We start from the raw sequence: 22,827 nt of genomic DNA on the forward strand, positions 1-22,827 counted from the left end.
CGCTAGTTGTGCTGCTGGGCGATCGCCTCGTACACCATGCCGACCAGCAGTTCATCCGCGTCCCTGCGGCCGAACTCGGAGGCCGCGCGGGACATCTCGTACAGCCGGTGCGGGTCTGCGAGGACCGGGAGCACGGTGTTCTGCACCCATTCCGGGGTCAGTTGTGCGTCGTCGACCAGCAGGCCACCGCCGGCGTTGACCACCGGCTGGGCGTTCAGCCGCTGTTCGCCGTTGCCGATCGGCAACGGGACGTAGGCGGCGGGCAGCCCGACGGCGGACAGTTCGGCGACGGTCATCGCGCCCGCGCGGCAGAGCATCATGTCGGCCGCGGCGTAGGCGAGATCCATCCGGTCCACGTACGGTACCGGCACATACGGCGGCATTCCTGGCATGTTGTCCACATGCGGCATTTCATTCTTCGGGCCGACCGCGTGCAGCACCTGGATGCCCGAGCGCTGGAGCGCGGGGACGGCTGCCTGGATGACTTCGTTGAGCCGGCGGGCGCCCTGGGAACCGCCGGACACCAGCAGCGTCGGGAGGTTGGGGTCGAGCCCGAAGGCCGCCCGCGCCTCGGGGCGGACCGCCGCGCGGTCGAGGGTGGCGATGGTGCGACGCAGCGGAATGCCGACGTAACGGGCCCCGCGCAGCTTGCTCTCGGGGGTGCTGACGGCGACGAACTTGGCGTACCGCGAACCGATCTTGTTGGCCAGGCCGGGGCGCGCGTTCGCCTCGTGGACGACGATCGGCACACCGAGCCGCTTGGCTGCGAGGTAGCCGGGCAGCGCCACATAGCCGCCGAAGCCGACGACGCAGTCCGCCTTGGTGCGCTCCAGGATCTGCTCGGCGGCCTTGATGGTGCCGCGCAGCCGCCCGGGGACGGTGATCAGTTCGGGGGTGGGCTTACGGGGCAGCGGGACGGCCGGAATCAGACCCAGTTCGTAGCCGCGCTCCGGGACGAGCCGGGTCTCCAGGCCCCGTTCCGTGCCGAGTGCCGTGATCCCCACGGTCGGGTCCTGCCTCCGCAGTGCGTCCGCGAGGGCGAGCGCGGGCTCGATGTGGCCGGCGGTCCCCCCACCGGCGAGTACGACATGCACCGAAATTCACCGCTCTCCGGACGGTCGCTTCTTGACGCGCCGTCTCATCGTCTTCCATCTCACCCCAGCCGGTTTCCTTGCGAAAACCGGCTTCCGCGTCGCCAGTGCGGCCAATGCCGCCCGAGCCGCGGGCTCGTCACGCGCGAAGGCGATCAGCAGCCCGATGGCGAACATCGTCGGCAGCAGGGCGGAACCCCCGTAGGAGAACAGCGGGAGCGGGACGCCGGCGATCGGCAACAGGCCGAGCACCGCACCGATGTTGATCACGGCCTGGGCCGTGATCCAGGTGGTCACGCCTCCCGCGGCATACCTCACGAAGGGGTCCTCCGTGCGTCCGGCCACGCGGATACCCGCATAGCCTAGAGCCGCGAAGAGGGCGAGCACCGACAGCGTCCCCGCCAGACCCAGTTCCTCGCCGGTGATGGCGAAGATGAAGTCGGTGTGCGGTTCCGGGAGTTCACCCCATTTTTCCATACTCGCACCGAGCCCGGAACCGAAAAATCCGCCTGAAGCCAGTGCGTAGATGCCGTGGACGGCCTGCCAGCACTGGTCGCCGGGGCCGGGATCGGTGGCCCCGATGCAGGCCAGGCGGGACATGCGGTTGGCGCTTGTCTTGATCAGCAGGGCCCCGATGGCCGCCGCGGCGCCCAGGACGCCGACGAACAGCCGCGTGGGGGCGCCCGCCAGCCACAGCAGGCCGAAGAGGATCGCCGTGAGAATGATCGCGGTTCCCATGTCCCCGCCGAGCATGATCAGCCCGAGCAGCAGGAAGGCGACCGGGATCAGCGGCACCAGCAGGTGCTTCCACTGCGCCAGCAGCTTCTTGTCGTGCTTGCGGGCCAGCAGATCGGCGCCCCACAGGACGAGCGCGAGTTTACCGAACTCGCTGGGTTGCATCTGGAAAGGGCCGCCGAGGTTGATCCAGTTCTGGTTGCCGTTGACCGCGACCCCTATCCCCGGCACCTGCACCAGGCACATCAGGAAGACCGAGACGGCCAGCAGCGGGTAGGCCAGGGCGCGGTGCAGCCGTACCGGCAGCCGCGCGGCACACAGCAGCAGAACGCCGCCGATGACCGCGGCCAGCAACTGCTTGCGGAAGAAGAAGCTCGGCGCGAGCCCGGACTGGAGCGCCTTGATCTGCGAGGCCGAGTAGACCATCACCAGGCCGAGCACGGTGATCAGCAGGCTGCCGCCGAGGATCAGGTAGTACGCCGTCAGCGGCCGGTCCCAGGCCCGCTTCGCCCGCGTGTACAGGCGCCGGAGGCCGCCCGGCTGACGGCTGCCGCGAGGCGGGCGGGGTGCGGTGACGAGCCGCCGCCGCGGACGCGGCGGAGCCGCCTTCGCCGATCGGGCCGTCATCCTCGTCCCCTCCACAGGTGCTCGCCGCAGGTCGTCGACGCGAGCGGGACGAGCGGACTACTGGGCTCGCGCGCGCAGCTCGCGCACCGCTTGGGCGAAGGCGTCGCCCCGCTTGTTGTAATTCACGAACATGTCCATCGAGGCGCAGGCCGGGGCCAGCAGGACCGTGTCACCGGGCTGGGCGAGACCGGTCGCTTCGCGTACCGCCTCGGGCATCGCCCCAGTGTCGGTCCGGTCGAGGTCGACCACCGGGACATCCGGGGCGTGTCGCGCCAGGGCTTCGCGGATCAGCGCGCGGTCGGCGCCGATCAGCACCACCCCGCGCAGCCGCTGCGCCGACTTCGCCACCAGCTCGTCGAAGGTGGCGCCCTTGGCGAGCCCGCCGGCGATCCACACGATGTGCTCGTACGCGGCCAACGACGCCTCGGCGGCATGGGTGTTGGTCGCCTTGGAGTCGTCGATGTACGTGACGTCCGCGATGTCTGCGATGTGCTGGATGCGGTGTGCGTCCGGGTGGAAGGCCCGCAGCCCCTCGCGTACGGAAGCGGGGCGCACGCCGAAGGCACGGGCCAGCGCCGCCGCCGCAAGGGCGTTGGCGATGTTGTGCGGGGCGGGGCTGCCGGAGCCGGGCGCGATGTCGGTGATCTCGGCGAGTTCCTGGGCCTGTTGCTGCCGGTTCTCGACGAAGGCGCGGTCGACGAGGAGCCCCTCGACCACACCGAGCTGGGAGGGTCCTGGGGTGCCGAGGGTGAAGCCGACGGCGCGGCAGCCCTCTTCGACGTCGGCCCCGCGCACCAGGTCCTCGGTCGCCTTGTCGGCGACGTTGTAGACGCAGGCGACGGTGTTGCCCTCGTAGATCCGGCCCTTGTCGGCGGCGTACGCCTCCATGGAGCCGTGCCAGTCGAGGTGGTCGGGGGCGAGGTTGAGTACGGCCGCGGAGTGCGCCCGCAGCGAGGGCGCCCAGTGCAGCTGGTAGCTGGAGAGCTCCACCGCGAGGACGTCGTAGGGCCGTTCGCCGTGCTGCCCCTGACCGAGGACGAGGTCGATGATCGGGGTGCCGATGTTGCCGACGGCCGCGGTGTGCAGGCCCTCGGCCTCCAGGATGGCGGCCAGCATCCGGACGGTGGTGGTCTTGCCGTTGGTGCCGGTGACCGCGAGCCAGGCCGCGGCGTCCTGGCCGCGGAGCCGCCAGGCGATCTCGACGTCGCCGACGACGTCCACGCCGGCCTCGGCCGCCGCCGCGAACAGCGGGCTGTCCGGCTTCCAGCCGGGCGAGGTGACGACGAGGTCGGTGCCACCGGGCAGGGTCTCGCCGTCGCCGAGGCGCACCGTGATGCCGGGCGCCGTCAACTCGTCGGCGGCGGCGCGCTGCTTGTCGCCCTCGCCGCCGTCCACGACCGTGACGCGGGCGCCGAGGCCGGCCAGTGCGCGGGCGGCGCTGATGCCGCTCACGCCCAGGCCGGCAACGGTGATGTGCTGCCCTGCGAAGTCCTGCGTGGTCACTTGGCCGCCTGCCAACCGCCGTAGAAGACACCGAGTCCGACGATCACGCACATGCCCTGGATGATCCAGAATCTGACCACCACAAGGACTTCCGACCACCCCTTCAATTCGAAGTGATGTTGAAGTGGCGCCATGCGGAAGACCCGCTTGCCGGTCAGGCGGAACGATCCGACCTGGATCACCACGGACATGGTGATGAGGACGAACAGGCCGCCGAGTACCGCCATCAGCAGCTCGGTGCGGGAGCAGATCGCCAGGCCGGCCAGCGCGCCGCCCAGGGCCAGCGAACCGGTGTCCCCCATGAAGATCTTGGCGGGTGAGGTGTTCCACCACAGGAAGCCGAAGCACGCGCCCATCAGGGCGGAGGCGACGACCGCGAGGTCGAGTGGATCACGTACCTCGTAACAACCGGGGCCCGCGGTGATCTGGTTGGCGCACGACTCCTGGTGCTGCCAGATGCCGATGAAGGTGTACGCGCCGAAGACCATCACCGAGGCGCCGGTGGCCAGGCCGTCGAGACCGTCGGTGAGATTCACGCCGTTGGACATCGCCAGGATCATGAACAGCGCCCAGATCACGAAGATCACCGGGCCGATCTGCCAGCCGAAGTCCTGGGTGAAGGACAGCCGGTCGGATGCCGGTGTCTGTCCGCGCAGGTCGGCGAATTGCAGCGAGAGCACCGCGAAGGCGATGCCGACAATCAGCTGCCCGGCCATCTTCGCCTTGGCCCGCAGGCCCAGCGAACGCTGCTTGACGATCTTGATGTAGTCGTCGAGGAAGCCGACCAGGCCCATCCCCGCCATCAGGAACAGCACCAGCACACCGGAGAAGGTGGGGTCGCTGCTCGTGATGACCTTGGTCAGCGCGTACGCGATGATCGTGGCCAGGATGAAGGCGATGCCACCCATGGTGGGCGTGCCGCGCTTGCTGTGGTGGTCCCGCGGTCCGTCGTCGCGGATGAACTGCCCGTAGCCCTTCCGGGCCAGCAGTTTGATCAGCACCGGAGTACCGATCAGGGTCAGGAAGAGCCCGATCATTCCGGAGAAGAGGATCTGCTTCATCGAGTTCATCGGGCCGCGGACCCGCTCTCGGCGCCCTGCACGCCCTCGCCGTCCAGCAATGCCGCTGCGACCCGCTCAAGGCCCACCGACCTGGAGGCCTTCATCAGTACGACGTCCCCCGGCCGCAGCTCGCTGCGCAACAGGTCGACCGCCGCCCGCGTGTCGGACACGTGCACCGACTCCTCACCCCACGAACCCTCGTTATAGGCGCCCATTTGCAGCCAGGCCGCTTCCCTGCCGCCGACTGCCACGAGCTTGCTGACGTTGAGCCGGACGACCAGGCGTCCGACCGCGTCGTGTTCGGCAAGTGCGTCCTCGCCCAGCTCGGCCATCTCACCGAGCACCGCCCACGTGCGCCCGCCCGTCGCCTTGGCGGCTGCGCCCATCGCGACCAGCGCTCGCAGCGCCGCTCGCATGGACTCGGGGTTCGCGTTGTAGGCGTCGTTGACGACCGTCACGCCGTCCGCGCGCTCGGTGACCTCCATCCGCCACCGGGAGAGCGTGCCGGCTTCGGAGAGCGCGGTGGCGATCTCGTCCACGGACATGCCCGACTCATGGGCGACGGCGGCCGCGGCGAGCGCGTTCGACACGTGGTGCTCACCGTACAGCCGCATGGTCACATCGCTGCACCCGGAGGGTGTGTGAAGCGTGAAGGCGGGCTGACCGAGGCCGGTGAGCCGGACATTCTCGGCACGTACGTCGGCTTCCGGTGCCTCGCCGAACAGGACCGTGCGGGCCTTCGTGCGGGCCGCCATGGCACGGACGTACGGGTCGTCGGCGTTGAGCACGGCGATGCCGCCGTCGGCCGCAGCGGGGAGCGCCTCGACGAGTTCGCCCTTTGCCAGGGCAATCTGCTCACGACCGCCGAACTCGCCGATGTGCGCGGTGCCGACGTTCAGCACCACACCGATCTTCGGCGGGGTGAGCGCCGCGAGGTAGCGGATGTGGCCGACGCCGCGGGCACCCATCTCCAGGACGAGGTGCCGGGTGCCGTCGTCGGCGCGCAGCGCGGTGAGCGGCAGGCCGATCTCGTTGTTGAGGTTGCCGTCCGGCCAGACGGTCGGCCCGTGCCGCTGCAGGAGCTGGGCGATCAGGTCCTTGGTGCTGGTCTTGCCGGCCGAGCCGGTGAGGGCGACGACGTTGGTGCCGAGGCGTTCGACGACGGCGCGGGCCAGCGCGCCGAGCGCGGCGATCACGTCGTCGACGACGATCGCGGGGACGCCGACCGGACGGGAGGCCAGCACGGCTGCCGCTCCGTCGCCGACGGCGCGCTGCGCGAAGTCGTGGCCGTCGGCCCGTTCGCCGGCGAAGGCCACGAACAGGCTGCCGGGGCGGATCTCGCGGGAGTCCTTCACGACCGGCCCGGTGACCTGGAGTTCAGGATCCGGTATGTCGTGCTGCTGCCCGCCGACGATGCTCGCGATCTCGGCGAGGGACAGGGAGATCACAGGTCACCCCCGGTGAGCGGCGGAAAATGCCAACAGAAGGGTTGTGCGCGCATGGCGGTGTGTCATCCCTGGTGGTTCGGCTGCTGCACGGTCAACGAGGCTTCGATGGCCTCGCGCAACACCTGGCGGTCGTCGAAGGGGCGGACCACTCCGGCGATGTCCTGGCCCTGCTCGTGGCCCTTGCCCGCGACGATCACGGTGTCGCCCGGCTCGGCACGGGCGACGGCCGCGGCGATGGCCGCCGCACGCTCCTCCTCGACGAGGACGGTGCCGCGCTCGTGGATCGGCACCTCGGCGGCGCCGGAGAGCATGGTGGCGAGGATCGCCAGCGGGTCTTCGGAGCGCGGGTTGTCGGAGGTCAGCACGGCCGTGTCGGCGAGGCGCGCGACGGCGGCGCCCATCGGGACACGCTTGTGCGGGTCACGGTCGCCACCGCAGCCCAGTACGGCGTGCAGCTTGCCGTCGGTCACCTTGCGCAGCGCCCGCAGAACCGATTCGACGGCGTCCGTCTTGTGCGCGTAGTCGACGACGGCGAGGTAGGGCTGGCCCGCGTCGACGCGCTCCAGGCGGCCGGGGACGCCGGGGACCGCGGCGACGCCGTCGGCCGCGGTCTGCGGGTCGACACCGGCGACGACCAGCGAGGTGATGGCGGCGAGCGCGTTGGCGACGTTGAACGGTCCGGCGATCGGCGAGGCGGCCTTCAGGTGCTCGCCGTTGGGGCCGATGACGGTGAACGTCGAGCCGAGGGTGCCGACCTCGACGTCCGCGGCCCGCCAGTCAGCGTCGGGGTGGCCCTCGGCGGAGAAGGTGGTGACCGGGACCTCGGACTCGCCGTCGGCCAGCCGCTTGCCGTACGCGTCGTCGAGGTTGACGACGCCGGCGCGGCTGCGGGCCTTGGTGAACAGCCGGGCCTTGGCCTGGAAGTAGTCCTCCATGCCGGAGTGGAACTCCATGTGCTCCGGGCTGAGGTTGTTGAAGATCGCGACGTCGAAGACGCAGCCGTCGACCCGGCCGAGCACCAGGGCGTGGCTGGAGACCTCCATGGCGACCGCGCGGACGTCGCGCTCGCGCATGACGGCGAACAGCGCCTGCAGTTCGGTGGCCTCGGGAGTGGTGCGCTCGGACTTGATCCGCTCGTCGCCGATACGGGTCTCGACGGTGCCGATCAGGCCGGTCAGCCCGCCGTCGCCCTTGGCCGCGGTCGGCAGGCCGCCGCCGTCCGCACGGGACAGCGCCGCGCGCAGGCCCCCCTCGATGAGGTAGGCGGTGGTGGTCTTCCCCGAGGTGCCGGTGATGCCGATCTGGAGGAGGTCATCGCCCGGCGCTCCGTAGATGGAGACGGCCAGGGCGCCCATCCGGGAGCGCGGGTCGTCGACGACGAGCACCGGGAGGCCGGTCGCCGCGGCGCGTTCCTCGCCCGACGGGTCGGTCAGGACCGCGGCGGCTCCGAGATCGGCGGCCTGCGCGACGAAGTCGGCACCGTGCAGACGGGCACCGGGCAGTGCGGCATAGACGTCACCGGGGCGGACCGCACGGGAGTCATGGGTGATGCCGGTGACCACAACGGGCCGCGCGGCGTCAGCCGCTCCGGTGGAGCCGGTGCCTGCACCGGGATGCGCGCCGGAGGCCGGAGCCGGGGTGCCCAGCTGCTCGGCGAGTACCGCCAGGGGGGTGGGGCGGACCTGCTCGGGGCGGGGCGCTCCCGGGTATTTACCGGGTGCGTCCTTCTGGGCGTTGGGGGACTGATCAGCATGTGACACGGCGGTGAGCGTACCGGGCTCGGCGGCTTTGAGGCGAAGTGAGGGGTGCGCGCAGGGGCGGTTGCCGGGGTGCGGAGACCCGTGGGGGGTGATGGTCGTCACGGCGATGTTGCCTCGATTTCATTCGCCTGGCGTGAAGGTGACGGGCAGCCGCGGCGCCTTCGCGCCGCTCGGCGGTACCTGCAGGGTTTTCAGCGCGAACTGCATGACCTGCTGGTAGATCGGGCCGCAGACCGAGCCGCCGAAATAGCTCCCCTTGGTGGGGTTCTGCACGGCGCAGTAGACGGTGATACGGGGCTTGTCGGCGGGCGCGAAACCGGCGAAGGACGCGGTGTAGCCGTGGTATCTGCCGGTCTTCGGATCCACCCGGTTGGACGTGCCGGTCTTACCGCCGACGCGGTACCCGTCGATCTTCGCCTTGGCTCCGGTGCCCGCCTCGTCGTCGACCACCGATTCGAGCATGGTGGCGAGCTGCGCCGCGGTCTTCGGGCTCACCACGCGGTTCTTCTGCGGCGTGGGCGCAGGTACGTACTGCCCGTCGGGGCCCGTGGTGCCGCTGACCAGGGTGGGGGCGATGCGCTCGCCGCCGTTCGCGATCGTGGAGTAGACGGACGCGGCCTGGACGGCGTTGAGCGACAGGCCCTGGCCGAACGGGATCGTGTACTGCTGCGAGGTGTTCCAGTCCTGGGGCTTGGCCAGGATGCCGTCGGTCTCCCCGGGGAAGCCGAGTCCGGTGGGCCGGCCGATGCCGAACTTGTGGAGGTAGGAGTAGAGCACCCGGTTGGCCTCGGGCTGGGTCTTGCCGAGCTGTCCCGTGGCGAGGATGGTCCCGATGTTGCTGGACTTGGCGAGCACGCCGTTGAGCGTGAGGTGCCAGGTGGGGTGGTCGATGTCGTCGGCGAAGAGCCGGTCGCCGCGGTGCAGCCGGTTGGGCACGGTGACCCGGGTCGCCGGGGTCGCGGCGCCCTCCTCCAGGACGGCGGCCATCGACATCAGCTTGCTGGTGGATCCCGGTTCGAAGGCGTCGGTGAGCGCCGCGTTGCCCAGCGCCGCCGGGTCGGCCCCTGCGATGCGGTTGGGGTCGAATCCGGGCGCGTTGGCGAGCGCGAGGATCTTGCCCGTCCTGGTGTCCTGGACGACGACGTAGCCGCGGTCGGCCCTGGACTTCGTGACCTGTTCGGAGATGGCCTTCTGGGCGGCCCACTGGATGTCGCGGTCGAGGGTGAGCTGGACGTCGGTGCCGGGGACGGCGGGGTGTTCCTGGGCGTCGGCCGTCGGCACCCGGCGGCCCCCGGACTGGGCGTAGACGAGCTTGCCGTCCTTGCCTGCGAGCTTCGTGTCGAGCCGGGCCTCCAGACCGCCCGCGCCCTTGCCCTCGCTGTTGACGAAGCCGAGGACGCCGGCCGCCAGTTCGTTGTTCGGGTAGATCCGCTTGCTGTGCCGGTCGGCGAAGATGCCGACCAGGACGTTCGGGCGCGGCGCGGACCTGGGCGCGGCGGCGGCCTTCGCGTTGAGGCCCGCCCGCAGGTCCTTGATCCGCTTCCACACCTGCGGGGTCTGCTGGCGCGCGAGCAGGACGTACCGGGACGAGGACTTGCCGAGCTTCTCGGCGAGGGCGGCCCGGTCCTCGCCGAGGATCGGCGCGAGCAGCGCGGCGGCCTGCTGCGGCGCGTCGTCGATCTTGGTCTTGTCGGGCGCCAGCAGGCTCGGGTCCGCGGTGATGTCGTACGCGTCGACGGTGGTGGCGAGGTCCACGCCGCTCCGGTCGGTGATGGCGCCGCGCTCGGCGGCCAGCTTGACCGGGACGTAGCGGTTCACGTTGGCCCTGGCCGCGTACGCGGCGGCGTCGACGGCCTGTACCTGGAACAGCCGCACCGCGAAGACCAGCATGACCAGCGTCAGCGCGACGGCGACCAGCCGGAGCCGGGGCCTGGGGCTGCCGAGCCGGATCGGGCCGGCGGGCCGGGGGCGGGCGGGGCGCGGCGCCGACGTGGGGCGGCGGGCCGCCGGTGGCTTGCCCGACGCGCCGGACCTGCCGCCCTTCGGCGCCGCTTTCCCGGCCGCGGGCCTGCCGGACGGGCGGGCGGCGGGCCGCCGCTGCCCTTCGCTCCGGCCGCGCTGCGCGGGCCGCGGCACCCGGCGGCGTGGTTCCTTCGGCCCCGTCATGCCGCCCCTTCCGGACGCGGTGCGGACGCGGTCGCGGGGGCCTGCGGGGCGCCGGGCGGCCGGGGGACGCCTGCGTCGTAGGGCGCAGCGGCCTCGTACGTCACGGGTTTCACCTGCCGGAGGTCGTCGGGGAAGGAACGGTCGCGGGGACGGCGGGGGCGCCCGGGGATGTGGTGCCGGACGGGACGGGCGGGGCCGCCGGGCGGGGCGCGCCCGGGGAGGCGGACGGGACGGGTACGGACGGTGCGGCCGATGGGGACGGCGTGGCCGACGGCGAGCCGGAGACGGCCGCCGACACGGGGACACCTGACGCGGCCTGCGTCCCCGGGAGCGACGGCGTGGCGGGTGCGCTCATCGGCTCCGGCTCGGCCGTCGCCTCGCTCGGCTTGCCCCGGACCGTACCGTCCGGGTTGAGGAACGCCGGGTTGCCGCCCGGCACCATGCCCAGCTCCCGGGCGCGCCTCTCCAGCGCGCCCGGCGCGGATTTGGCGTCCACTTCCTGCTGGAGCGCCTGCTGGTCGTCCGTCAGCCCGTCGGTCTTCTTCTCCAGCCTGCTCAGTTCGAACGACCCTTGGTTGAGCGCCGAATTGAGCATCAGCAGGGTGATCAGGCCGGAGCCGAGCAGGACGACGACCAGGAGGACGAAGGGCGTGCGCGCGGCGGCGGAGCCGCCCGAGGGGAACAGCGCCGAGAGGCGTGAGCGCCCCCCGCGCGAACGCCCCCGGGCGGTCACGCGATGTCCTCGCGGATGCGTTCGGCGCCGCGCAGCCGGGCCGGCGCCGCCCGGCGGTTCTCGGCGACCTCTTCCTCCGTGGGCAGTTCGGCGCCCCGGGTCAGGAGCTTCAGGCGCGGCTGGTACTGCTCGGGCACGACCGGCAGGCCGGGCGGAGCGGTGTTGGCCGCGCCGGCCGCGAAGACCTGCTTGACGATCCGGTCCTCCAGCGACTGGTAGGAGAGGACGGCGATCCGCCCGCCGACCGCCAGTGCCTTCACCGCGGCGGGCACCGCCCGCTCCACGCTGGCCAGTTCGCCGTTGACCTCGATGCGCAGGGCCTGGAACGTGCGCTTGGCGGGGTTGCCGCCGTGCCGCTTGGCGGCCTGCGGCAGCGCGTCACGGATCAGTTCGACCAGCCGCGCGCTGTTGTGGAACGGCTCCTTGGCGCGCTCGCGTACGACCGCCTCGACGATCCGCTTGGCCTGCTTCTCCTCTCCGTAGGAGCGCAGGATCCGGACCAGTTCACCGGGTGCGTAGGTGTTGAGGACGTCGGCGGCGCTGATGCCGGTCGTCTGGTCCATCCGCATGTCCAGCGGTGCGTCCTGGGCGTAGGCGAAGCCGCGGTCGGCCTCGTCGAGCTGCATGGAGGAGACGCCGAGATCGAAGAGGACACCCTGGACGCGCGGCAGCCCGAGGCGTTCCAGGACGTCGGGAAGTTCGTCGTAGACCGCGTGCACCAAGGTGGCGCGCTCGCCGTAGGGGGCCAGCCGCTCCCCCGCGAGCCGCAGCGCCGACGTGTCGCGGTCGAGCGCGACGAGCCGGGCCGACGGAAAGGTCGACAGCAGTGCCTCGCTGTGTCCTCCGAGGCCGAGCGTGCAGTCGACGACGACCGCTCCGGGTTCGGCGAGCGCGGGGGCGAGCATGTCCAGGCAGCGCCTGAGCATGACGGGCACGTGGCGAGTGTTGCTGCTCATGCGCCGACCTCGCTTCGCTCGGTGGCCCCGCTTCCGCAGAGGGCGCACCTCATTCTGATTCGCTCGCTGCGCTCGCTCATATGCCTTCCGATGGGTGAGCGGCAGGAGGGGTTCCCCGGCCGCTGGCGGGGGATGTGCCACACGTACCGCTTGGTCCCCGCCCGCTCTGAAGGGGAAGTGGCTCTCCGGCGACGGGGAAGTGGCGTCGGAAGGCCGGTGGAGCGGGAGGAGGCCGAGCCGTACGTGTGAGGTGCACGCGAGGGATTCGGGATCCAAGGAGAGCGTCACGCCTCCCACTTCGCGCCACTTTAGTCCACCGCCTGCCCCGGTCAATCAACCGGTTCCGCGCGTCCCGCGGCGGCTTTTCCGCCCGCCTCTCACCCGGACGGCGGCACGGCAACGGTTCCTGTCGATTACGTCACAAGGACCAATGACGTCCCCTATGCCCGCCCTTACATGCAGCCGGATCGGGCGCCGCCTATTACGGTGACTTCATGTCCATATCTGCGTCGCAGCCGCTGCCGCCGTCCGCCGACGGCTCCTCCGTTCCTGACGGTGGCACCGTCACCGACCGTCTCGTCGAAGCAAACGCCCACTACGCCGCTGCCTTCACCGATCCCGGCATGGACGCCCGGCCGGTACTCAAGGTCGCCGTGGTGGCCTGCATGGATGCCCGGCTCGACCTCCACGACGCGCTGGGGCTCGAACTCGGCGACTGCCACACCATCCGCAACGCGGGCGGCGTGGTCACCGACGACATCATCCGGTCCCTGACCATCAGCCAGCGCGCCCTGGGCACCCGTTCGGTGGTGCTCATCCACCACACCGGCTGCGGCCTGCTGGGCCTCACCGAGGACTTCCGCCACGAGCTGGCGGCCGAGGTCGGGCAGCGGCCCACCTGGGCCGTCGAGGCGTTCAAGGACCTCGACGAGGACGTGCGGCAGTCCATGGAACGGGTGCGCACCTCGCCGTTCCTGCTGCACAAGGACGACGTCCGCGGCTTTGTCTTCGACGTCACCACCGGTCTGCTGCGGGAGATCGACCCGCAGCGCTGACCTCCGCAGGAGTGCCGGGTGCGGGGCGGTGCCCCGCACCCGGCTGCGTCCTGTCCCGGGCCGTGCCGGTGTGCCGCCGTTCCGGACGACTCGCACGGCGCGGGTGGCCGGAACGGCGGGGAGAGCCGGGAGGGTCGGGACATATCGCCGTCAGTTATCCACAGCCCATGACGTGAGGCGCGATCGGCGGCGAGAATGCCTGAGTGACGTCGTCGCGGCCGTGGCCGGCACGACGCCTCATACGGGGTGGGGCCGGGTCCGTACGGAGGGCGCCGGCCCTGACAGGGGTATCCCCCGCTTCACCGGAGCGCGGGGAAGGGCCGAGGAGGGCCGGTGACGACGTATGACGAGCGAGCGAGCCTCGTTGATCTGACCACCACAGCTGAGCGGGTCCACCGTTCGGTCGAGGAAGTCATCGAGGGCAAGCCTGAGGTCGTACGGCTCGCGCTGACCGTGCTGCTCGCCGAGGGGCATCTGCTCATCGAGGACGTGCCGGGTGTGGGCAAGACGATGCTGGCCAAGGCACTGGCCCGGTCCATCGACTGCTCGGTGCGGCGGATCCAGTTCACCCCGGACCTGCTGCCGTCGGACATCACCGGCGTCAGCATCTTCGACCAGCAGCGCCGCGACTTCGAGTTCAAGCCCGGCGCGATCTTCGCCCAGATCGTGATCGGCGACGAGATCAACCGCGCCTCGCCCAAGACCCAGTCCGCGCTGCTGGAGTCGATGGAGGAACGGCAGGTCACGATGGACGGGCAGACCTACGAACTGCCCAGTCCCTTCATGGTGGTGGCCACCCAGAACCCGATGGAAATGGAGGGCACTTACCCCCTCCCGGAGGCGCAGCGGGACCGCTTCATGGCGCGGGTGTCCATCGGCTATCCGAGCCCGGCCGCCGAACTGCAGATGCTGGACGTGCACGGCGGCGCCTCCCCGCTGGACACGCTCCGGCCGGTGGCGGACGCCCAGGACGTCGTGGACCTGATCGACGCGGTGCGGACGGTACATGTCGCCGAGGCCGTGCGGAGATACGCCGTTGACCTGGTGGCGGCCACCCGCGGCCACACGGAGCTGCGGCTCGGCGCCTCACCACGGGCGACGCTGCATCTGCTGCGCGCGGCGAAGGCGGCGGCGGCGCTGGCCGGGCGGGAGTACGCACTGCCTGACGACGTGCAGTCGCTGGCCGTGCCGGTCCTCGCGCACCGCCTGCTGCCCAGCTCCCAGGCGCAGCTGAACCGCAGGACGGCCGAACAGATCGTGCTGGAGATCCTGCACCGCACGCCGGTCCCCACCCCGTCGGCCACGCCACGGCCACACGGCGGCGACCGGCAGCCGCCCGGCGTCCGGGGGCTGTGATGTCCGGCGGGGGCGGCGTGGGGACACCGGAGCCCGGCGGTCTGCGGGCCGCCTTCGGGGGCCTGACGACCCGTGGCCGGTCGTTCCTGGCCGCCGGTATCGCCGCCGCGGTGTGCTCCTACCTCCTGGGGCAGGCGGACCTGCTGCGCGTGGGACTGCTGCTGGCGGCGCTGCCGCTGGTGTGCGTCGTGGTCCTGCACCGCACCCGCTACCGCGTCGCGGACAGCCGTACGCTCGCCCCCGCCCGGGTGCCCACCGCCGTCGCCACCCGCGTGGGGCTGCGCGTCGAGAACATCTCGCGGCTGCCCACCGGCGTGCTGATGCTCCAGGACCGGGTGCCCTACGTCCTGGGGCCGCGGCCCCGGTTCGTGCTGGACCGGGTGGAGGCCGGCGGCCGGCGCGAGGTGTCCTACCGCGTCCGCTCCGACCTGCGCGGCCATTACCCCCTGGGCCCGTTGCAGCTGCGTCTTTCCGACCCGTTCGGGATGTGCGAGCTGACCAGTTCCTTCAGCACGTCGGACACCCTGACCGTGGTGCCGCGCGTCGAGCCGCTGCCACCGATCCGGCCGGCGGGCGAGACTCCCGGGTACGGCGACGGCAGGCAGCGCTCGCCTGCCCTGGCCGGCGACGACGACGTCATCCCGCGCGGCTACCGTCACGGCGACGACCTGCGCCGGGTCCACTGGCGTTCCACCGCGCGCCACGGCGAGCTGATGGTGCGCCGTGAGGAGCAGCCGCAGAAGGCCCGCTGCACGATCCTGCTCGACACCCGGCGGACGGCCCATCAGGGAAGCGGCCCCGATTCGGCGTTCGAATGGGCGGTCTCCGGCGTCGCCTCCACCGCTGTGCATCTGATGGAGCGCGGCTTCTCCGTCCGGCTGCTGACCGATACGGGCCCCGCGGTGCCGCGCACCGAGGGAACCGGCGGTTTCGCGGGCGGCGCGGAATCCGCCGGCACCGGTCCGCTCCTGGACACCCTCGCCATGGTGGAGCACTCCGACGGGGAGGACCTGTCCCCTGCGTACGAGGCGCTGCGCGCCGGCCAGGAGGGGCTGCTCATCGGGTTCTTCGGCGATCTGGACGCACAGGGGGTGGCGGTGGCCGGCCGGATGCGGCGGCGCAGCGGCGCGGCGGTCGCCTTCGTGCTGGACGGCGACGCGTGGACGCGAGGACCGGCCGGGTCCGGGCACGCCGGCGTCCAGGCGCCGTTGGCCGACCGCCTGCGGCTGCTCCGCGAGGCGGGCTGGACGGCACTTCCGGTGACCCCCGGCGCCGCCCTGCCCGACCTGTGGCGCTCCGCCGACCGCACGGGCGGCATACCTCCGGACGACCCGGCAGCGGCGGCCCCGGCAGGCCCCGCCGACCACAGCACGGCAGGCACGGCAACGGGGGCGGGGAGCGGAGCATGAACAGGCGGCGAAGCAGCGGGCGCGCGGGCCTCAGGTACGGCCGACGGGCGTACGGCAGGGGGATCGGCTCCGCGTACGGCGGGCGGAGCCGTGCCCCGCGGCGGAGCGGAGCCAGGTCATGAGCGGCCGGGCGCGGCTTGCGGTGTGCGCGGCGGTGGCGACGCTCTGCGCGTCCTGTGCGCTGCTGCCGCTGGTCGATCCGTTCACGTGGATGATCCAGGCGGCGGCCTTGCTGGCGCTCGTGACGGGCGTGGGGGCGGCGGCCCGCCGGGTGCCACTGGCCCGCCCGCTGACCATCGTGGTGCAGGCCGCGGTGGGCGTGCTGCTGCTGACCCTGCTGTTCGCCCGCGACCAGGCGATCGCCTGGGTACTGCCGGGCCCCGACGCGGTGGCGGAGGTCGTACGGCTGGTGGAGTCCGGCGTCAGGGATGTGGGCCGGTACGCCATCCCGGCCCCGGTGACGCCGGGCATCCGGCTGCTCCTGGTCGGCGGCGTCCTGCTCATCGGCCTGGTGGTGGACGCGCTGGCGGTCACCTACCGCAGTGCGGCGCCCGCCGGGCTGCCGCTGCTGGCGCTGTATTCGGTGGCGGCCGGGCTGGCCCAGGACGGCGCCGGCTGGCTGTGGTTCCTCATCGCGGCGGGCGGCTATCTGTTGCTCCTCCTCGCCGAGGGCCGCGACCGGCTGTCCCAGTGGGGCCGGGTGTTCGGCGGCCCCGACCCGGCCCGTTCCCCCCTCGGTGTGCCCGGATTCGGCGCCGGGGGCCCCGCCCTGGCGCCGGTCCGTACCGGCCGCCGGATCGGGGCCCTGGTACTCGGCATCGCCCTGGTCGTGCCGGCCGCACTGCCCTCGCTCGGCGGCGGGCTGCTCGGCCCGTCCGGCGGCGACGGCTCCGGCGACAAGGGGGGCACGATCTCCGCGGTGAACCCGCTCGTCTCCCTGCAGAACAGCCTGAACCAGCCCGAGGACAAAGAAGTCCTCAACTACCGCACCACCGCGAGCGACACCCGCGACATGTATTTGCGGATCGTGGCCCTCGACCAGTTCGACGGCACGGCCTGGAAACCGTCCGAGCGCAAGGTCATGGACGTACCGGACGAGCTGCCCCGCCCCCCGGGACTGGCCGACGACGTGGACGCCACCCGCGTGAACACCTCGATATCGACCGCCGAGTGGTACGGCCAGAACTGGCTGCCGCTCCCCTACCCCGCCTCCCGCGTCGACATCTCCGGGCAGTGGCGCTTCGAGCCGGAGGGCCGCACCCTGGTCGGCGACCGCGGCCAGACCACCCGCGGCGTCCAGTACCAGGTGGAGAGCCTGCGGGTGCGGCCGACGGCACAGCAGCTGGCCACCGCCCCGCCGCCGCCCGCGAAGCTGCGGCAGGAGTTCACAAAGGTCCCGGCTTCGCTGCCCGACGTGGTACGGACGACGGCCCGGCAGGTGACCCGGGACGCGGTCTCCCCGTACGACAAGGCCGTCAAGCTGCAGGACTGGTTCGCGCTGGACGGCGGGTTCAGCTACAACACCGAGGTCCGGGCGGGCAGCGGCTCCGAAGCCATCGCCCGCTTCCTGAAGCAGAAGGAGGGGTTCTGCGTCCACTTCGCGTTCTCGATGGCCGCGATGGCGCGCACCCTGGGCATACCGTCCCGGGTGGCGGTCGGCTTCACCCCGGGCACCCGGCAGCCGGACGGCACGACGTCGGTCGGCCTCAAGGACGCGCACGCCTGGCCCGAGCTGTATTTCGAGGGCGCCGGGTGGACCCGTTTCGAGCCGACGCCGAGCCGTGGCAGCGTCCCCGACTACGCCCTTCCCGACAACCCGCGCGATAACGACCCGGCCGCCCCCGCCCCGGAGACGTCGCGTCCCGCCGCCCCGTCGGACCGTCCGTCGGCGGATCCGACCTGCGCCCCCGGCACCCAGCAGGGGGCCACCGACTGTGCGGCGCTGCCCGCGGAGTCGGGCGGCGGCCCGTCGGACGACGGCACCTCCCCCTGGACCGTCGCGATCCTCACGGTTGCCGGCCTGCTGGTCCTGCTGCTCCTCGCGACCCCGCTGCTGTGGCGGACCCGGATGCGTGCGCGGCGGCTGGGCGGGGGCACCGGGAACGACGTCCTCGCGGCCTGGAGCGAGCTGATCGACACCGGCTGGGACTTCGGGATCCCGCCGGACAGCGCCCTCACGCCCCGTGGCACGGCCGCCCGGCTGGCCCGCGTCGGCGCGCTGGAGCCGGAGGCCGCGGACGCCGCCCACCGGATGGCCGCCGCGGTCGAGGAGTCCCTGTACGCCCCGCGCCCTCGCCCCGTACCGGCACCGGCCGCGGACGTGCAGCTGGTCCGCGCCGGCCTGCACGCCCGCGCCTCCCGCGCCCAGCGGCTACGCGCCCGTTTCGTCCCCCGCTCAGCCGCCCGGCTGCTGTGGTCCCTCACCGCCCGCTGGACGGCCTTCCGCCTCCGCTGCACCACCAGCCGCCCGGCGACCGCCTCCCGACGCGCGGCGGCAGCGCTGCGGCCGGGGGGACGGGGGGCCTAGTCGGTGGTTCCGTTCGGATCGGCCGGCCGTTGGCCCGTGCCTGCCGGCCGATCCCGCGGCGGAGACCGACGGCACTGAGGCAGCCGCAGTGGCAGGCCGACCGCGCTCTGCTCGGCGCCGGCCGGTGTGTGCGGTCCGGCGGGCGGGGCGCTCACATCGACGCCTTCAAATGGCCTGAACGGAACCGCCCTCCGCGGACGGAACGACAAGTCCGTCCGCGGAGGGCGGTCCCGCGAACCGATCCGGTTCGTGCGGGCGCGAAAGTTCGGCGCGAAAGATCTGCGCAGCGAGGCGCAACGTAGAAGCGGCGTTACAGAAAGGACTCGGCGAGAGGGAAACGCAAGGTCAGATGAGGCGGGGGCCTCAGTGGCCCTGCTCGTCCCGTCGGCGCTGCCAGCGGTCCTCGATGCGGTTCATCATCGAGCGCCGTGCCCTGGCCTGCCGACGCGCGGCGGCCCCGCCCGCTTTGCCCGGAGCCGCGCCGGACTTCTGCTCACCCGGCTTCGGTGCCTTGCGCCATCCCGTGACGGCCAGCACCGCGCATCCGAGCATCACGAGGAAGCCCACCACGCTGATCCAGATCTGCTGCGCGACCATGCCGGCCATGAGCAGGCCGATACCCACCAGGAAGCCCACGACCGCTTGGTAGACCCGTCGCCGGGTGTACGTACGCAGCCCGCTTCCTTCAAGCGCTGTCGCGAACTTGGGATCTTCGGCGTACAGCGCTCGCTCCATTTGCTCGAGCATGCGCTGCTCGTGCTCCGAGAGCGGCACGGAGTCCTCCTACTCGTCGGTCGCGGGGGGCGACCGGGTGCGACCCTTTCAGGATAGGCAGGGAATCGCCCCCGTGAAACCCGCCCCTCTGCGCCAGTCCACTGTCCGGGCCGCCAGGGCGGCCGGTGGTGATGCTGCCTGCATTCCCCACCCGCCTATCCGTCATGCCGGAACGTCGTACCTCGATCATACGGGGCGAAGGGGCTGATCGGGTGGCCGGTGGCCGACTGCGCCCGGCAGTCGGCCAGACCGTGAAGAATCAGCCGCGCTCGGCGAGGACGTGCAGCTGGGTGGCGACGGAGTGGAACGCGGGCTGCTCCGCGGCGGCGGCTTCGAGCTTCAGCAGCGCCTCCATGGCGCCCGGCTCGGTGTCGACGAGTACGCCGGGAACCAGGTCGGCGAAGACCCGTACGCCGTGCACCGCGCCGACATGCAGGCCCGCGTCGGTGACCAGGCCGGAAAGCTGCTCCGCGGTGAACCTGCGGGGCACCGGGTCGCCTTCGCCCCAACGCCCCGAGGGGTCGGCAAGCGCCTGGCGGGCCTCGTTGAAGTGACCGGCCAGGGCACGCGCCAGGACGGCGCCGCCGAGGCCGGCGGCGAGCAGGCTGAGGGTACCGGCCGGGCGCAGCGCGGCGACGACGTTCTGCAGCCCCTCCGCCGGGTCGTCGACGTACTCCAGCACGCCGTGGCACAGCACGGCGTCGTAGCCGCCGCGGTCGACGACGTCGAAGAGGCCGCCCGCGTCGCCCTGGACCGCGCGCACCCGGTCGGCGACGTCGGCCTCCGCGGCCCGGCGTTCCAGGGCGAACAGGGCGTTGGGGCTCGGGTCGACGACGGTGACGCGGTGGCCGAGGCGGGCCACCGGCACGGCGAAGTTGCCGGTGCCGCCTCCGGTGTCGAGGACGTCCAGGTCCTCGCGCCCGGCGGCCACGGCCCGGCGCTCCAGGGCGTCCTTGAGAACCTCCCAGACCACGGCGGTACGAAGGGATGCGCGCGGGCGCAGCGGGTCAGACACGGCGGGTGGCTCCTCGGCGGGGGCATGAACATCTAGGCGCCCACCACCCTATTGCGTCCCACGCCCCGCGCAGCCTGCGGCGTCTCCCGACGTCACCCCGGGTTGCCGCCACCTCCGGACGGGCTGTGATCGCCCGGAGTAGGCAGCGGCCACTGAGGGATTCCCGAAGCCGCCGTCACCCCGCCCGCTGGGGTGGCAGGGACGGCTGGAGCAGCAGCATCCGTTCCACCAGGCGCAGGAACATTCCGGCGTCGCGGATGAGGTCGTCGGCGTCGCGGCGGCTGGCCGCGCCGGTTATGCCTGCCTCGGCCTTGGCGCGGCGGTCGGCGCCCGCGGCGAACAGGGCGCCCCACTCGGTGAGTTCGGGCGCGACCTCCGGAAGCACCTCCCACGCGCTGCGGATGCGCCGGCGGCGGCGGAGCGTGGCCTCCGGCCTGCCGCGGACGGCCAGCACGGCCGCCGCGGTGCGCAGTGCGGCGAGGTGCGCGGCGGCGAAGCACTCATTGGGGGTTTCCAGGGTTTCTGCCTCCGCGAGGCCCTGCTGGGCCTGGGTGAGCAGGTTCAGGGCGGCGGGTGGAGCTGCCGCGCGCCGCAGGACGGGGTGGACATCGCTCGGGGGACCGTACGCAGCGGAGCTGCCCGTGAGGGGACGAGCTGCCATGACGAACCTCCTGTCGTCGCAAACCGGTTCGGAACCGTCTGACCCCATCGTGATGGACACCACTGACAAACGGCCCTGACCTGCCTCTTTCCTCGACAGGGCAGGCAAAAAGGGGGCGGCCGGGCATTCTCCGGACGGCTGGGCGGACGGACCCCGGGTTCTTCGGCGTCATCCGCCCGTATCCGCCGATGAGTTGCCTCGTGGAAGGGCTGCGCGGGCCCCGGTGTCGGTGCGGCGGTGCGGCGGCGCTCACGCCCCTGCGTCCGGAGCTGAGCCTGTGCGCGCGGCACGTGCCAGGACCGGCACAATCACCCTCATGGACAGCTCCCACACGCGCCGCGACGCCACTCGGCGCAAGCTCTTCGAAGCCGCGGTCACGCTCATCGCCGAACAGGGCTTCTCCTCCACCACGGTGGACGAGATCGCCGAGCGTGCCGGGGTCGCGAAGGGCACGGTCTACTACAACTTCGCGAGCAAGAACGTGCTCTTCGAGGAACTGCTGCGGCACGGCATCGAGCTGCTGGCGACCTCGTTGCAGGCGGCGGCCGACGAGGTGGCGGACCGGGGCGGTACCAGGATCGACGCCCTGGACGCGATGATCAGGGCCGGCCTGGACTTCATCTCCCGCTATCCGGCGCTCACCCAGCTCTATGTGGCCGAACTGTGGCGCACCAACCGTGCCTGGCAGTCGACCTTGATGGTGGTGCGGGAGCGGGCCGTCGCGGTGGTGGAGGGTGTGCTGCGGGAGGCGGTCGGCAGTGGGGAGCTGAGCGAGGAGATCGACGTACCGCTCACCGCGTCGGCGCTGTTCGGCATGGTGCTGGTGGCGGCGCTCGACTGGCAGTCGTACCAGCCGGACCGGTCGATCGACGAGGTGCACGCCGCGCTGTCACGGCTGCTCCAGGGGCGGGTCAGCGGGCGCCCGGCCTGAATCCTGCCGCCTCGTGACGGCCCGGCAGTCCCGCCGGGCCTGGAGGGGCCGACAAAAAAGCGCGCTGCCCTGGCGCGGATCGTTCCCCCATCGATCCGACCAGGACAGCGCTTCCCCCGTGCTCCCCCGTGCTTCCCCCGTACTTTCCCCCGTGCTTCCCCCGTCACGTCCGGGATGCCGCGCCGTACCGCCGCCCCGTGCCGGCGGTGCGGCGCCGCGTCCCTTCGGTGATCTCTACTTTGTCGTCCGGGCAGGTCGCGGCCCATCCGCGTAGCTACTCATCTCGGCGTCTGAGTACGTGTACTCACACGTGAGCACCTGGCCCCAGCACTGTCCTACGATCGTCGGCGTGTCCGTACTTCCGTTGGTATTCACCAGTGGCTGGGCCAGCGGGATCAACGCCTACGCCGTCGTTCTGCTCTTCGGCCTGCTCGGCGCGACCGGAGTCACCGATGAGGTGCCCGCGGCGCTGCAGCGGCCCGATGTGCTGATCGTCGCCGGGGTGCTGTTCCTCTGCGAGGCCGTCGCCGACAAGATCCCCTACGTGGACTCCGTCTGGGACGGGGTCCACACCGTCATCCGGCCGATCGCGGGCGCCGTCGTGGCGGCGCTGCTGGCCGGGCACGACGGCTCGCTGCCCGAGCTGGCAGCGGGCGCCGTGGGCGGCTCCACGGCGCTGCTGAGCCACCTGGTCAAGGCGGGGGCGCGGATCGCCGTCAACACCTCGCCCGAGCCCGCGAGCAACATCGTGCTGAGCCTCGTCGAGGACCTGGGGGTCGCCGGGCTCATCACGTTCGCCGTCTTCCATCCGGTGGCCGCGGCGGTCATCGCCGGTGTGCTGCTGGCCGGCGGTATCGCGTTGGTGGTGCTCCTCTGGTCGCGGATCCGCCGGTACCTGCGTCGCAGGCGCCTGCGGCGCGAGGAGAAACGGTCGGCGGCCACGGGCGGGGCGGCAGCCGCACCACGCTGAGGCGGCCGTGGGCGGCTGCGGTTCGGGCGTTGTCAGTGGGCCCGGATAA

18 protein-coding genes are annotated in these 22,827 nt (G+C 72.2%); 6 read left to right on the forward strand and 12 right to left on the reverse strand.

The annotated features are described in order from the left end of the window. Positions 1-2: 2 nt before the first annotated feature. The 9 genes from murG to rsmH all read right to left on the reverse strand — a co-directional run bounded on the left by murG (position 3) and on the right by rsmH (position 12,080). Positions 3-1,094, reverse strand: coding sequence for an undecaprenyldiphospho-muramoylpentapeptide beta-N-acetylglucosaminyltransferase (gene murG / locus ACGFNI_RS01380; RefSeq protein WP_227049004.1), 1,092 nt, complete (start codon positions 1,092-1,094; stop codon positions 3-5). Positions 1,095-1,100: 6 nt separating this feature from the next. Next, entirely contained in the window at positions 1,101-2,453 is a 1,353-nt protein-coding gene (ftsW, locus tag ACGFNI_RS01385) for a putative lipid II flippase FtsW (protein WP_393679497.1), read from the reverse strand. A gap of 57 nt (positions 2,454-2,510) precedes the next feature. After that, entirely contained in the window at positions 2,511-3,956 is a 1,446-nt protein-coding gene (gene murD / locus ACGFNI_RS01390) for a UDP-N-acetylmuramoyl-L-alanine--D-glutamate ligase (RefSeq protein ID WP_393679499.1), read from the reverse strand. Next, the gene (mraY, locus tag ACGFNI_RS01395; protein WP_393679501.1) at positions 3,953-5,017 is read right to left on the reverse strand and encodes a phospho-N-acetylmuramoyl-pentapeptide-transferase; all 1,065 of its coding nucleotides are present in this window, start codon (positions 5,015-5,017) and stop codon (positions 3,953-3,955) included. The genes murD and mraY overlap by 4 nt, the downstream gene beginning before the upstream one ends. 5 nt (positions 5,018-5,022) lie before the next feature. Continuing rightward, entirely contained in the window at positions 5,023-6,465 is a 1,443-nt protein-coding gene (murF, locus tag ACGFNI_RS01400) for a UDP-N-acetylmuramoyl-tripeptide--D-alanyl-D-alanine ligase (RefSeq protein ID WP_393679503.1), read from the reverse strand. Between the two features lie 62 nt (positions 6,466-6,527). Next, positions 6,528-8,327 (reverse strand): UDP-N-acetylmuramoyl-L-alanyl-D-glutamate--2,6-diaminopimelate ligase, encoded by a 1,800-nt coding sequence (locus ACGFNI_RS01405; protein WP_393679505.1) that lies wholly within the window; start codon positions 8,325-8,327, stop codon positions 6,528-6,530. A gap of 18 nt (positions 8,328-8,345) precedes the next feature. Further along, the gene (locus ACGFNI_RS01410; protein ID WP_393679507.1) at positions 8,346-10,391 is read right to left on the reverse strand and encodes a peptidoglycan D,D-transpeptidase FtsI family protein; all 2,046 of its coding nucleotides are present in this window, start codon (positions 10,389-10,391) and stop codon (positions 8,346-8,348) included. Positions 10,392-10,500: 109 nt separating this feature from the next. Further along, a complete protein-coding gene (locus ACGFNI_RS01415) occupies positions 10,501-11,124 on the reverse strand; it encodes a septum formation initiator family protein (protein ID WP_393679509.1) in 624 nt (207 codons plus the stop codon). After that, positions 11,121-12,080, reverse strand: coding sequence for a 16S rRNA (cytosine(1402)-N(4))-methyltransferase RsmH (rsmH, locus tag ACGFNI_RS01420; RefSeq protein WP_393679511.1), 960 nt, complete (start codon positions 12,078-12,080; stop codon positions 11,121-11,123). Before rsmH ends, ACGFNI_RS01415 begins: the two co-directional genes overlap by 4 nt. A 494-nt stretch (positions 12,081-12,574) precedes the next feature. On the opposite strand from rsmH, the gene ACGFNI_RS01425 reads away from it, so the two are divergent. The 4 genes from ACGFNI_RS01425 to ACGFNI_RS01440 all read left to right on the forward strand — a co-directional run bounded on the left by ACGFNI_RS01425 (position 12,575) and on the right by ACGFNI_RS01440 (position 18,427). Then, positions 12,575-13,135 carry a beta-class carbonic anhydrase gene (locus ACGFNI_RS01425; protein ID WP_393679513.1) on the forward strand — a complete coding sequence of 187 codons (561 nt, stop codon included), beginning with the start codon at positions 12,575-12,577 and terminating at the stop codon, positions 13,133-13,135. A 333-nt stretch (positions 13,136-13,468) separates the two neighbouring features. Continuing rightward, the gene (locus ACGFNI_RS01430; RefSeq protein ID WP_393679515.1) at positions 13,469-14,491 is read left to right on the forward strand and encodes an AAA family ATPase; all 1,023 of its coding nucleotides are present in this window, start codon (positions 13,469-13,471) and stop codon (positions 14,489-14,491) included. Continuing rightward, the gene (locus tag ACGFNI_RS01435) at positions 14,491-15,900 is read left to right on the forward strand and encodes a DUF58 domain-containing protein (protein WP_393679517.1); all 1,410 of its coding nucleotides are present in this window, start codon (positions 14,491-14,493) and stop codon (positions 15,898-15,900) included. Before ACGFNI_RS01430 ends, ACGFNI_RS01435 begins: the two co-directional genes overlap by 1 nt. A 118-nt stretch (positions 15,901-16,018) precedes the next feature. Beyond that, positions 16,019-18,427, forward strand: coding sequence for a transglutaminaseTgpA domain-containing protein (locus ACGFNI_RS01440; protein ID WP_393679519.1), 2,409 nt, complete (start codon positions 16,019-16,021; stop codon positions 18,425-18,427). Between the two features lie 363 nt (positions 18,428-18,790). Here ACGFNI_RS01440 and ACGFNI_RS01445 read toward each other — a convergent pair whose 3' ends face one another. The 3 genes from ACGFNI_RS01445 to ACGFNI_RS01455 all read right to left on the reverse strand — a co-directional run bounded on the left by ACGFNI_RS01445 (position 18,791) and on the right by ACGFNI_RS01455 (position 20,877). Then, entirely contained in the window at positions 18,791-19,201 is a 411-nt protein-coding gene (locus tag ACGFNI_RS01445) for a DUF3040 domain-containing protein (protein WP_393679521.1), read from the reverse strand. A 259-nt stretch (positions 19,202-19,460) separates the two neighbouring features. Then, on the reverse strand, positions 19,461-20,216 hold the full coding sequence (locus ACGFNI_RS01450; RefSeq protein ID WP_393679523.1) for a methyltransferase: 756 nt from the start codon (positions 20,214-20,216) through the stop codon (positions 19,461-19,463). Positions 20,217-20,391: 175 nt separating this feature from the next. After that, positions 20,392-20,877: an SAV_6107 family HEPN domain-containing protein gene (locus tag ACGFNI_RS01455; protein WP_393679525.1), complete on the reverse strand. Its 486-nt coding sequence runs from the start codon at positions 20,875-20,877 to the stop codon at positions 20,392-20,394. Positions 20,878-21,193: 316 nt separating this feature from the next. Here ACGFNI_RS01455 and ACGFNI_RS01460 point away from each other — a divergent pair, with 316 nt between their 5' ends. Together ACGFNI_RS01460 and ACGFNI_RS01465 are read left to right on the forward strand one after the other, a co-directional pair. Next, entirely contained in the window at positions 21,194-21,808 is a 615-nt protein-coding gene (locus tag ACGFNI_RS01460) for a TetR/AcrR family transcriptional regulator (protein ID WP_393679527.1), read from the forward strand. 349 nt (positions 21,809-22,157) lie between these two features. After that, a complete protein-coding gene (locus ACGFNI_RS01465; protein ID WP_393679529.1) occupies positions 22,158-22,778 on the forward strand; it encodes a DUF4126 domain-containing protein in 621 nt (206 codons plus the stop codon). Positions 22,779-22,827: the final 49 nt, after the last annotated feature.

It is taken from the genome of Streptomyces sp. NPDC048644 (genome assembly GCF_043199105.1).
Taxonomy (GTDB): domain Bacteria; phylum Actinomycetota; class Actinomycetes; order Streptomycetales; family Streptomycetaceae; genus Streptomyces.